The organism is Pseudomonas sp. RIT-PI-r (assembly GCF_001297015.1).
Lineage (GTDB): Bacteria > Pseudomonadota > Gammaproteobacteria > Pseudomonadales > Pseudomonadaceae > Aquipseudomonas.
Genome location: NZ_LIGE01000047.1, coordinates 381,914 through 394,626 on the forward strand (window position 1 = coordinate 381,914; position 12,713 = coordinate 394,626).

The 12,713-nt window shown below is 59.0% G+C and carries 8 protein-coding genes; 7 read left to right on the forward strand and 1 reads right to left on the reverse strand.

Annotated elements, in window-relative coordinates; genetic code table 11:
- The first annotated feature begins 10 nt into the window (after nt 1-10).
- From algG to AK821_RS29135, 7 genes are all read left to right on the forward strand, one after another.
- Nucleotides 11-1,582: a mannuronan 5-epimerase AlgG gene (gene algG, locus AK821_RS29105; protein WP_064393330.1), complete on the forward strand. Its 1,572-nt coding sequence runs from the start codon at nt 11-13 to the stop codon at nt 1,580-1,582.
- Nucleotides 1,583-1,592: 10 nt separating this feature from the next.
- On the forward strand, nt 1,593-3,053 hold the full coding sequence (locus AK821_RS29110; protein ID WP_064393308.1) for an alginate O-acetyltransferase: 1,461 nt from the start codon (nt 1,593-1,595) through the stop codon (nt 3,051-3,053).
- An 8-nt stretch (nt 3,054-3,061) separates the two neighbouring features.
- The gene (locus AK821_RS29115) at nt 3,062-4,186 is read left to right on the forward strand and encodes a mannuronate-specific alginate lyase (protein ID WP_064393309.1); all 1,125 of its coding nucleotides are present in this window, start codon (nt 3,062-3,064) and stop codon (nt 4,184-4,186) included.
- Between the two features lie 381 nt (nt 4,187-4,567).
- A complete protein-coding gene (locus AK821_RS29120; RefSeq protein WP_064393310.1) occupies nt 4,568-6,133 on the forward strand; it encodes an MBOAT family O-acyltransferase in 1,566 nt (521 codons plus the stop codon).
- A gap of 10 nt (nt 6,134-6,143) precedes the next feature.
- Nucleotides 6,144-7,319 carry an alginate O-acetyltransferase gene (locus AK821_RS29125; RefSeq protein ID WP_064393311.1) on the forward strand — a complete coding sequence of 392 codons (1,176 nt, stop codon included), beginning with the start codon at nt 6,144-6,146 and terminating at the stop codon, nt 7,317-7,319.
- Nucleotides 7,320-7,333: 14 nt separating this feature from the next.
- On the forward strand, nt 7,334-7,990 hold the full coding sequence (locus tag AK821_RS29130; protein ID WP_064393312.1) for an alginate O-acetyltransferase AlgF: 657 nt from the start codon (nt 7,334-7,336) through the stop codon (nt 7,988-7,990).
- A 205-nt stretch (nt 7,991-8,195) separates the two neighbouring features.
- Complete coding sequence (locus AK821_RS29135; RefSeq protein ID WP_064393313.1) at nt 8,196-9,647, forward strand: mannose-1-phosphate guanylyltransferase/mannose-6-phosphate isomerase; 1,452 nt, start codon at nt 8,196-8,198, stop codon at nt 9,645-9,647.
- Between the two features lie 82 nt (nt 9,648-9,729).
- Here the strand turns inward: AK821_RS29135 and AK821_RS29140 are convergent, their stop codons facing one another.
- Nucleotides 9,730-12,579: an RHS repeat-associated core domain-containing protein gene (locus AK821_RS29140; RefSeq protein ID WP_082355506.1), complete on the reverse strand. Its 2,850-nt coding sequence runs from the start codon at nt 12,577-12,579 to the stop codon at nt 9,730-9,732.
- Nucleotides 12,580-12,713 lie beyond the last annotated feature (134 nt).

The following is a 12,713-nucleotide window of genomic DNA, read 5'->3' on the forward strand; positions in this document are numbered from 1 at the left end:
AGTGCCCGACATGATCAGCACCAGGATAGGCTCACTCAGCCTGCTGGCCGGCGCGATGCTGCTGGCCAGCGCTGGCGCCTTCGCCAATGTGGAGCCGGCCAAGCCTGCGACCACGGCCAAGGAGCTGCAACAGGCCAAGACGTATACCGTCAGCAGCGCACCCACCGAGGCGCTGAATCTGGCCGCGCCGAAACTGCCGGACATTTCCGGCTACACCGCCGAAGCCGCTGCGGCGAAAATCAACCGCAGCAAACCGGGCAAGATCAGCGTGCGCCGGATGATGCAGGAAGACGCGCTGAAGGACTTCATCGGCGGCGACAACAAGATGGCCGAATGGGTGGTGCGTCAGCACGGTATCCCACAGGCGATCTTCGTCGACGACGGTTACATGAACCTCAAGGACTTGGCCAAGAAACTGCCCAAGCAGTACTTCAGCGAGACCGCGCCGGGCGTCTACCTGTCGAAGCTGCCGATCGTTGTGGGCCGTAAAGGCATCCTCGAAATCGACGGCCAGACCCAGGAACTGCGCCTGTCGCAAGAGGCCGGTGCGTTCATGGTCAACGACGGCCAACTGTTCGTGCGTGACACCAAAGTCACCGGCTGGCGCGAAAAGGAAAACGGCCCGGCAACCTTCCGTTCGCCGAAGGAATTCCGTCCGTTCCTGCTCGCCTGGGGTGGCACCGAGACCTACATCGTCAACAGCAAGATGGCCAGTTTCGGCTATGCCAACAGTAAATCGTACGGGGTGAGTATTTCCCAGTACACGCCGAACATGGCCAAGGTCCTCAAGCGTCCTGAACCGACTGGCTGGATTGTCGGCTCCGAGTTCTCCGACATGTGGTACGGCTTCTACTGCTATGAGACCCGCGACTTTGTGGTCAAGGGCAACACCTACAAAGACAACATCGTCTACGGCATCGACCCGCACGACCGTTCCCACGGCCTGATCATTGCCGAGAACACCGTGCACGGCACGAAGAAGAAGCACGGGATCATTATTTCCCGTGAGGTCAACGACAGCTTCATCTTCAACAACAAGAGCTTCGACAACCACCTCTCGGGCCTGGTGATCGACCGTAACAGCGTCAACAACATCATTGCCTACAACGAGATCTACAAGAACCACACCGACGGCATCACCCTCTACGAGTCCGCCGACAATTTGCTGTGGGGCAACAAGGTCATCAGCAACAAGCGCCACGGCATTCGCATTCGTAACAGCGTGAACATCCGCCTCTACGAAAACGTTGCCATGGCCAACGGTCTGACCGGCGTCTACGGCCACATCAAAGATCTGACCGACACCGACCGTGACATCAAGCTCGATCCGTTCGATGCGCAGGTGTCGCTGATCGTCGTTGGCGGTGAACTGGCGGCCAACGGCAGCGGACCGCTGTCGATCGACTCACCGTTGAGTGTCGAGCTGTATCGCGTGTCGATGCTGGCGCCGACCAAATCCAGCGGCATCAGCTTCAACGGCATCCTCGGCGAGCGCCAGGATGAAATTCTCGACCTGCTGGTGCGCCAGCAGAAAGCCGTGCTGATCGACCCTGTCGAACGCCAGACCGAAATGCAGGACTGAGGATAATTTTATGCACCCACACTTGATCAAATTACTCAGCCTGTCGGCCCTGACCGTGGGCATTCTCGCGGCCAGTAACGGCGCCCGTGCCGATGACGCAGCTGGCGCGACGCCGCCAAAGTTCAGCGCCGAACCGTGCTGCAACCTGTGCCCGGCGGCGCATGACGCGAAGAACTACACCACGCGTTATCAGCAGAACTTCACCACCCTGGTGCAGGCGCAAGGCGACTGGCTGTTCCGGACGCAGGAAGATTTGCGCACCGAATTCAACACCACCCCGGCCGGCTACAAACGCCTGCAACAGCTGCACGATGCGTTCAAAGCCAAAGGTGTCGAACTGGTGATCGTCTACCAGCCGACCCGTGGCCTGGTGAACCGCAACAAGCTCAACCCGCAGGAAAAAGCCGCGTTCGATTACGAGAAAGCGCTGGGCAACTACAAGACCATGCTCGGCCGTTTCGCCAAGATGGGTTACGTGGTGCCGGACCTGTCGCCGCTGACCAACGAATCGCTGCCGGACACCCTGCCCGCCCACGATTTCTACTTCCGTGGCGACCAGCACTGGACGCCATACGGTGCGCAGCGCACGGCGAAAATCGTCGCTGAAAAGGTCAAGCAGATCCCGGCCTTCGCCGACGTGCCCAAGCGTGAATTCGAGACCAAGCGCTCCGGACGCATGGGCAAGACCGGTACCCTGCACAACATGGCCGGGCAACTCTGTGGCACCAGTTACGCGATTCAGTACATGGACCAGTTCACCACCGAGCCTAAGGGCGAAGCGGGTGACGGCGATCTGTTCGGCGACTCCGGCAACCCGCAAATCACCCTCGTCGGTACTTCGCACAGCGGCAAGAACTACAACTTCGCCGGTTTCCTCGAAGAGGCCATCGGCGCTGACATTCTCAACGTCGCCTTCCCCGGCGGTGGCCTGGAAGGTTCGATGTTGCAGTACCTCGGCAGCGACGAATTCCAGAAGACCCCGCCGAAGATTCTCATCTGGGAATTCTCGCCGCTGTACCGCCTCGATCAGGAAACCATCTATCGCCAGATGATGTCTCTTCTCGACAACGGCTGCGAAGGCAAAGACGCGCAAATGTCCGCGAGCACCACGCTCAAGCCGGGCAGCAAACAAGAACTGCTGGTCAACAGCAAGAACCTGAACCTGCAGAACAGCAGCCATCAGGTCGACATCCGCTTCGCCGACCCTTCGGTGAAAACCCTGCAAGCCACCCTCTGGTACATGAACGGTCGCCACGAGGACATCAAGATCGAGAAACCGGAAACCTCCGACACCGACGGTCGTTTCGCCTTTGAGCTGCGCACGGACGAAGACTGGGCCACGCAGAACCTGCTGGCGGTCGAAGTCCAGGGCCCGGAAGCGGGTACCGCGCCACAGAAAGTCGAAGCGAAAATCTGCAAACGCAACGTATTCCCGGGCGCTGGGCAACAAACCGCTCAGGTCGGGCAATGAGGTCTGCTATGCGAAACTCGAAACTGAAAACTCTTTTAGCGCCGACGCTGCTCGGGCTGGCGATCTTCGCCGGCACCGCGCAGGCCGCCGCGCCACTGCGTCCACCTCAGGGCTATTTCGCGCCTGTGGATAAATTCAAGACCGGTGACAAAAGCGAAGGCTGCGATGCGATGCCGACGCCGTACACCGGGCCGCTGCAATTTCGCAGCAAATATGAAGGTTCGGACAAGGCCCGCGCGACGCTGAACGTGCAGTCGGAAAAGGCCTTTCGCGACACCACCAAAGACATCACCACGCTGGAACGCGGCACCGCCAAACGCGTGATGCAGTTCATGCGCGACGGTCGTCCGGAACAGCTCGACTGCACGCTGAACTGGCTGACCGCGTGGGCCAAGGCCGATGCGTTGATGTCGAAAGACTTCAACCACACCGGCAAGTCGATGCGCAAATGGGCGCTGGGCAGCATGGCCTCTTCGTACATTCGCCTGAAGTTCTCCGACTCGCATCCGCTGGCCCAGCATCAGCAGGAAGCGCAGTTGATCGAGGCGTGGTTCAGCAAAATGGCCGATCAGGTGGTCAGCGACTGGGACAATCTGCCGCTGGAAAAAACCAACAACCACTCGTACTGGGCCGCATGGTCGGTGATGGCGACGTCGGTCGCGACCAACCGCCGCGACCTGTTTGACTGGGCGGTGAAGGAATACAAGGTTGGCGTCAATCAGGTCGACGCCGACGGCTTCCTGCCGAACGAACTCAAGCGCCAGCAACGCGCCCTCGCCTATCACAACTACGCCCTGCCGCCGCTGGCGATGATCGCCAGTTTCGCCCAGGTCAACGGGGTTGATTTGCGTCAGGAAAACAACGGTGCGCTGAAGCGACTCGGTGATCGGGTGTTGGCGGGGGTGAAAGACCCGGATGAATTCGAGAAGAAGAACGGCAAAGAGCAGGACATGACCGATCTGAAAGAGGACATGAAATTCGCCTGGCTCGAACCGTTCTGCACGCTCTACACCTGTGCGCCGGATGTGATCGAGAAGAAGCACGGCATGCAGCCGTTCAAGACTTTCCGCCTCGGTGGGGATCTGACCAAGGTCTATGACCCATCCCATGAAAAGGGCAACAAAGGCTCATAAAGCAAAAGCCCCTCACCCTAACCCTCTCCCAAAGGGAGAGGGGACTGACCGAGGTGGCTGTGCGAGTTACGCCGAAATGAAATACCGAGTCGATCTCAGGTGTTGAAAAACAATCGAGATCAGGCTGCAAGGAAATACCGAGTCGAACTCCATTTTTGAAAACTATGGAGATCAGGCTGCAAAGAAATATCGAGTCGATCTCCTTTGCTGAAAACCATGGAGATCAGGCTCCCTCTCCCTCCGGGAGAGGGCGGGGGGTGAGGGCAGGTTTTCAAGGCCCGGCACAACCCTGACAGAAACACCGTTTCACCCCTCCACTACCACGGGGGGTTTGGGGGGGCTTTGGCCCTTGACTGTTGGTTCAAACATGGAGAGATCGGGATGGTATTTTCATCCAACGTGTTCCTGTTTCTGTTCTTGCCGATCTTTCTCGGCTTGTACTACTTGAGCGGGCAACGCTATCGCAATTTGCTGCTGCTGATCGCCAGCTACGTGTTCTATGCCTGGTGGCGTGTGGACTTCCTCGCGCTGTTCGCCGCCGTCACGCTGTGGAACTACTGGATCGGCCTCAAAGTCGGTGCCGCCGGCGTACGAACCAAACCGGCGCAGCGCTGGCTGTTGCTCGGTGTCGCAGTCGACCTGTGCATCCTCGGCTACTTCAAGTACGCCAACTTCGGCGTCGACAGCATCAACGCGATGATGACATCGGTCGGTCTTGAGCCGTTCATCCTCACCCACGTGCTGCTGCCGATCGGTATCTCGTTCTACATTTTCGAATCGATCAGCTACATCATCGACGTGTATCGCGGCGACACCCCGGCCACGCGCAACCTGATCGACTTTGCCGCGTTCGTGGCGATCTTCCCGCACTTGATTGCCGGCCCGGTTCTGCGTTTCCGCGACCTCGCCGACCAGTTCAACAACCGCACGCACACCCTCGACAAGTTCTCCGAGGGCTGCACGCGGTTCATGCAGGGTTTCATCAAGAAGGTCTTCATCGCTGACACCCTCGCAGTGGTCGCTGACCATTGCTTCGCCCTGCAAAACCCGACTACGGGTGATGCCTGGCTCGGCGCGCTGGCCTACACCGCGCAGCTGTATTTCGACTTCTCCGGTTACAGCGACATGGCCATTGGTCTGGGCTTGATGATGGGTTTCCGTTTCATGGAAAACTTCAAACAGCCGTACATCAGTCAATCGATCACCGAGTTCTGGCGTCGCTGGCACATCAGCCTGTCGACCTGGCTGCGTGACTACCTGTACATCACCCTCGGCGGTAACCGTAAAGGCACGCTGATGACCTATCGCAACCTGTTCCTGACCATGCTTCTCGGTGGTCTGTGGCACGGCGCGAACATCACTTACATCGTCTGGGGCGCCTGGCACGGCATGTGGCTGGCGATTGAAAAAGCGCTGGGCCTGGACACCTCGCCGCGCAGCCTCAATCCGATCCGCTGGGCGCTGACCTTCCTGCTCGTGGTCATGGGCTGGGTGATCTTCCGCGCCGAGAATCTGCACGTTGCCGGTCGTATGTATGGCGCGATGTTCAGCTTCGGTGAATGGTCGTTGTCGGAACTCAATCAGGCCAGCCTCACCGGTCTGCAAGTGGCGACTCTGGTCGTGGCGTACGTGACGCTGGCCTTCTTCGGTCTGCGCGATCTGTACACCAATCAGCCGCCAGCCAAAACCAGACCTGAAGTCAACGTCGAGGCCAACGGCCCTGCGACGGCGACCCCGGGGATGATCAAGGCAGCGCCTGGCGAAAACCCGGCAAGCATCCATGAGCCTGGCTACACCGTCGGCGTCGAAGCCCAGGTGCAACCGGCCTACTGGAGCGCTGACTGGTCGCGCTACGTGATGCGCGGCTTGATCCTGCTGCTGTTCATCGCCTCGATTCTCAAACTCTCGGCGCAAAGCTTCTCGCCGTTCCTTTACTTCCAGTTCTGAGGGATCTGACATGACCCGCTCATTACGCATCTTCTACATCGCCCTCTTCCTGGTGACCTTGTTAGTCTTGGGTCTGTGGTCGGTTCGCAGCTTCTTCGGCTTCAGCACCAATGCCGATGCGACGGTGCTCAACGGCCGCTGGACCAAGGCTGTGGAAACGCACTACGACGATGAATTCCCGATCAAGCGTCTGGGCACCAACCTCTGGGCCGCGCTGGATTTCAAACTGTTCAACGAAGGTCGTCCGGGCGTGGTGCTCGGTCGCGATCAGTGGTTGTACAGCGATGAGGAATTCAACCCGATCGTCAACGAAGAGCTGAACCTGCAAGGCAACTACGCGCTGGTCGAAGGCGTGCGCCAGACCCTGAAAGACAAAGGCGTGAAACTGGTGATGGCGATCGTGCCGGCCAAGGTTCGTCTATACCCGGAGCATCTGGGTGAAGTGAAACCGGCGAGCATTCACGAAAATCTCTATGAGGATTTCCACCACCGCGTGGCGGCGGACAAGATCCTCGCCCCTGACCTGCTCAAGCCACTGCAACAGGCCAAGCAGAATGGTCAGCAAGTGTTCCTGCGCACCGACACCCACTGGACGCCGGAAGGCGCCGAGATCGCCGCGAACACCCTGGCAAAAACCATCGCCGACAAGTTCCCGCTCAGTGGCGAGCCGCAGCGCTTTGTCACCACCCCGGCGGAGAAGGTTACGCACAAGGGCGATCTGCGCTTGTTCCTGCCGCTCGATCCGCTGTTTGAAAACCTGATGCCGGCGCAAGAGCCGCTGCAAAAGCGCAACACCGTCGCGGCCGGCGAGCAGCCTGCCGGTGACGACGCGCTGTTCGCCAGCAACGAAGTGCCGGTGGCACTGGTCGGCACCAGCTACAGCGCCAACCCCAACTGGAACTTCGTTGGTGCGCTGAAACAAGCGCTGCACAGCGACGTGGTGAGCTACGCCGAAGACGGCCACGGCCCGATCCTGCCGATGCTCAGCTACCTGAAAAGCGATGACTTCAAGAACAGCCCGCCACAGGTGCTGATCTGGGAGTTTCCTGAACGATATCTGCCTGTGAACAACGAAATCGGCGACGCCGACCCGCAGTGGGTCGCAGAGCTTAAACAAGCCGGCGCGCGCCAACAAAACGTAGCAATCAACACTAAATCCGAGACGCCCGATCGGGCGCAAAACTGAAAGAGAGGTACACCATGACTTTCACTACTACTCCTCGTCGTCTCGCTAAAAGCTTCGCTCTGGTTGCTGGCCTCAGCGTGCTTTCCGTCCCTGCCTTTGCCGGTGGCGATGCCGCGCTGTACGGCCCGACCGCACCGAAAGGCTCGTCCTTTGTGCGCGTCTATAACGCCAGCAACGCTGAAGTCAGCGCCACTGTCGGCAGCACCAATCTGAGCGACGTTGCGCCACTGGCCAGCAGTGACTTCAGCTTCATGCCGGGCGGTGATTACAGCGCCAAGGTCGGCAGCCAGACCCTGCCGGTGAAACTCGCCGGTGACCATTACTACACCCTGGTCAACAACGCTTCCGGCGCGCCGCAACTGATCGAAGAGCCGCCGTTCAAGAACAAGCAGAAATCCCTGGTACGCGTGCAGAACCTCAGCGACAAGCCGCTGACCCTGAAGACCGCCGACGGCAAGACCGACGTGGTGCCGAACGTGGCTGCCAAGGGCCGTGGCGAGCGTGAAATCAACCCGGTGAAAGTCAGCCTGGCGCTGTACGAAGGCGACAAGAAAGTCGGCGACGTCAAACCGGTCGCCCTGGAACGCGGTGAAGCCGCGGTGCTGTACGTCACCGGCAGCGGCAGCAGCCTGTCGCCAGTCTGGGTGAAACGCCCGGTGTCGACCCGCTAACAAATTTCCCGATGAGACGCTGACCCCTGTAGGAGCTGCGGCACGCTGCGATCTTTTGACTTTTTATGAAGATCAAGATCAACAGATCGCAGCCTTCGGCAGCTCCTACAAGGGAATGCGGCGGCCTCTCGGTACGAAACAAAAACAAGAGTGAAACGACACAGCGTTCGTGCCTCTAACCAATCGATTTTATGGAGTAAACAATATGATTCCGGTGATCTTGTCAGGTGGTAGCGGTTCACGTCTTTGGCCGCTTTCGCGTAAGCAGTTCCCTAAGCAATTCCTCGCCCTGACCGGCGAACACACACTGTTCCAGCAGACCCTCGAGCGCTTGGTGTTCGAAGGCATGGACACCCCGATCGTGGTCTGCAACAAGGATCACCGCTTCATCGTCAACGAGCAGTTGGCCAATCGCAATCTCGAATGCCAGCGCATCCTGATGGAACCGTTCGGCCGCAACACCGCGCCGGCCGTGGCGCTGACCGCGATGATGCTGGTCAATGAAGGTCGTGACGAACTGATGCTGGTGCTACCGGCTGACCACGTGCTGGAAGACCAGAAAGCCCTGCAACGCGCTCTGGCCCTGGCCACCGTCGCCGCCGAAAACGGCGAAATGGTGCTGTTCGGCGTGCCGGCGACCAAACCGGAAACCGGTTACGGCTACATCAAGTCCACCGGCGATTCGCTGCTGCCCGAAGGCGTTAGCCGCGTCTCGCACTTCGTCGAAAAACCCGACGTCAAACGTGCCACCGAGTACGTCGAATCCGGCGGTTACTACTGGAACAGCGGCATGTTCCTGTTCCGCGCCAGCCGCTTCCTCGAAGAGCTGAAAAAGCATGATCCGGACATCTACGACACCTGCCTGCTGACCCTTGAGCGCAGCGAGCAGGACAATGACACCGTGACCTTCGACGAAGCCACCTTCGCTTGCTGCCCGGACAACTCCATCGACTATTCCGTGATGGAAAAAACCCAGCGCGCCTGCGTAGTGCCACTGACCGCTGGCTGGAGCGATGTCGGCTGCTGGTCGTCGCTGTGGGAAGTCAACGAGAAAGACGCCAACGGCAACGTCAGCAAAGGCGACGTGGTCATTCAGGACAGCAAGAACTGCATGATCCACGGCAACGGCAAACTGGTGTCGGTGATCGGTCTGGAAAATATTGTCGTGGTCGAGACCAAAGACGCCATGATGATCGCCCACAAAGACAAGGTTCAGGGCGTCAAGCAAATGGTCAATACGCTCAATGAGCAAGGCCGCAGCGAAACCCAGAACCACTGCGAGGTTTACCGTCCGTGGGGCTCGTACGACTCGGTGGACATGGGCGGGCGTTTCCAGGTCAAGCACATATCAGTGAAACCGGGCGCGTGCCTGTCGCTGCAGATGCATCACCACCGCGCCGAACACTGGATCGTGGTCAGCGGCACCGCCGAAGTGACCTGCGATGAAAACGTGTTCCTGCTCTGCGAAAACCAGTCGACCTACATCCCGATTGCCTCGGTGCATCGCCTGCGCAACCCGGGCAAGATCCCGCTGGAAATCATCGAAGTTCAGTCGGGTTCGTACCTGGGCGAAGACGATATCGAACGCTTCGAAGATATCTACGGTCGCTCCACCCCGGTCGAGCGCGGCGTGTCGGTGAAAACCATCGCGCAATAACGTTCAGCAAGACAAGAAGCCCCCGTCCAGCCCGCTGCGTCCCCTATCCGCAGTGGGTTGGGCGGGGGCTTTTTCTTTCGAATCAGCCCATTTTCAAAGGCCTTGCTTTCTGCTTTGCGAACGTTTTCCAGTTGTCCAACTGCTGACTCGACAACGCCTTGAGCTTTCCGGTTTTAAAGAACGCTGTGTGCAATTCCTGCTTGGTCACATGACCTGAATCGATCATGAATTTCGCCATGTTTCCGCCCCAATGCTGAGGTCCCCCCCCGACATTCGTGGTGAAGTAGGCCGTTTGATACTCGGCCCCCGGGTACATCGCAGTGAACACTTCGTAGGCAAAAAAATCGGCGATGTATTCGTCATAGTTACTATTGGCAACGCTCGTATCCGTTAATGGCTGAAAGCCAACATGTGCATGTGAAAGGTAGTGCATGGCTTCATGGACGATCGTTGAGCGTATCTTGTCGGCGTTGAGCCGGCCATTTTCCGAATAATCCGGCGCAGTGACCCCCATATAGATAACGCCCTTGGGCGAAGTCCACGCAGGAGGATTCGCGGCAAGATTTTCTTTATTGAAGTACATACTGCCATTACCGGGAATCTCACGGATCTTTTCGGTGAGCTGTTCATGCGTCACATCGACAACATTGATCGCCCCCACCTGTAATCCAAACAATTGATTCGCTGTCTTCGCGAGACGGGAAAGATCTACATAGTCTTGAGTTCGCCAGCTTTTTGAAGCGACGTTGGCTGATTGTTTCCCGGGAGCCAGGATCACAGGCTGAAACACGTTCGGGGCTTGCGCTACCGATCCCGGCGGCGGTGGTCGTGGTGGCGCCATGGGGCCCGCGCCGGGAAGCGGTGGCCGAGGCGGAGCCATCGGGCCGGCACCGGGCGGCGCCGGGGGGGCAGGCCGTGGTGGCGGTGGACGGGGCGGTGGCAACGACGACACATCCGGTTTTTGTGGTTTCCTACCGTCACCATCAACAAGCGTTACGGGATTGTTAAGCACCATCCGATAAAGATTCAGACCGTCAATGGCCCCAGCCGGATCCGGATTTATCCAGCGCTGCAACCACGGGATGTAATACCGAAAGCCGTAGTAGTACAGCCCGCTGGCATCACGTTCCTTGCCCGAATAACGCACGGTACGGTAACTGACCTCGGACTCGCTGCTCCACGCCGTTTCGCCGAATGGATAGTAGGTTTCCTGACTGATTATCCGCGCGTCTTCGCCCAACTCGAGACTGGCCGAGCCGAGATGATCGGTGAAGGTGTAGCGATAGCGATCATTGCCACCGGGCGGAGGCAGCGTTTGCCAATGCAGGACACTGGCGCTGTTAAGCCCGGCCTGTACCGAAACAACCTGCAGTGTCTCGCCAGCGCTGTCGATACGTAACTCCAGTCCCGGCAGATAACGCACCTCGGTGAGCACCGTGCGCGCATTAGTCTGCAAAGACCTGATCTTGCGTACGCGTTGCCCCCCGGCGTCGTAAAGATAAGTTTCCTGATCGTCAGATTCGCCCATCCGCTCCACCGGGCTGACCGATTGCAACTGGTTGCGCATGTTCCATCGCACCCGTCTGCGTTGATCCAGCTCGAGCAAATTGCCGCGTGCATCGAAGGCCGCTGCAATGTGCTCCTCGGTCGGCGGCAGGTCGTTGCGCCAAGGCAGGCCGCGATTGCTGTAGCGGGAGGTCTTGAATTGACGCCCATGGGCTTGAGCACCGACATGCGTCAACTCGAGCAAATTGCCGCCGGCATCATAACGATAGGTTTGCCGGTAGTTGCTGAATGCCGCCGGATCGGCGCGACCGGCAAACTCCGGCCCCTGGTTCCGCGCCCCCGCCTCCCAGCCGCTCGCCTCGTTCAATTGATAGAGACTGTCGTAAGTAAATCGGCTGATCGGCTCGATGCGCTGGTTGGCAAAAAATCGGATGGGCTGGGCTTTGTCCTCAATGCTCAACACATTGCCCATCGGGTCGTAGGCGTAGACCAATTGCTGCAATAACTGGCCGCTGGTGCTGCTAGCACTGCGGCTGGTCAAACGACCGTTCTGCGGCTGATAGGCCAATGTGCTGCGTACACCGTTGCCCGCCAACTCATGCTCGACTTGCCCGTCGGCGTTGTAACGAATGTCACTGACCATCGGTCGGCTATCGGCCTGGTGCTTCAACTGCAAATGCGCGGCACGCAAACGCCCGTCGACTGTCAGTTCAACCCCCTGCCTATTACCTCGCGCGTCGACTTGTTCGAGCACTTGAGCAAGCGGGCCAAAGCGCCATCGGCTAGTGGCGCCCTCGCCCGGCTCAAGCAACCGTGCACGTTCTTCAATCAGTTCGGGCCAATCGGGGGTGACGGGATCCTGGGTGAAGTGGCGAGTGTTTTCGTTGCATTGGCCGCTGATCGCAAAGGTTTCAAACAACACGCTGCCCGCCGGATCGTCATGGCGGATTAACTGGCCGAGCTGATTTCTGTTCGGGTCACCGGCTCCGAGCCGGCCATAGCTGTAACGCTCGACGCACCGGCGCGGCGTCGCAACGGTTTCTTCGAACATCGTCACCGGTCGCAGCAATACGTCATATTCCACGTCACGACGGGTTCCCCGGCTGTCCCAATCAAGCAGCACTTGCCCGCCGAGACCGTACAACGCGACCTGCGTACCAGCGTCGACGTTATCCGAGCGCAACACTTGGTTACTCAACGAGTAAACCGTGGCCAGAGTGGCCGGGGTCTGTGGGTCGGACATTTGCAGTGCCCACGAACGCGGGTCCCACTGCGCAACAGCGCGCCCGGGCATGTCATGCAAGGTGCGGTGGATGCGACTTTGAGTGGCGCCGACGCCATCGCCGCGCCAATAGTCGACCGTGCGAATCAAAAGCCCACGAGGGTCGCTCGCCGTAAGCGTCGGAGTGTTGTAATGGACCCCCATATGTCTCGTACCCTACATTCAATGACTGCGCCATTTCGTCCCAGCGAAGACATATAACCGCTCGGACGCCCGGATGCCTACTGTCAGAAATTACAGTTACGACCCACGGTCGCGTTCGATTGCCGCGCCAATGA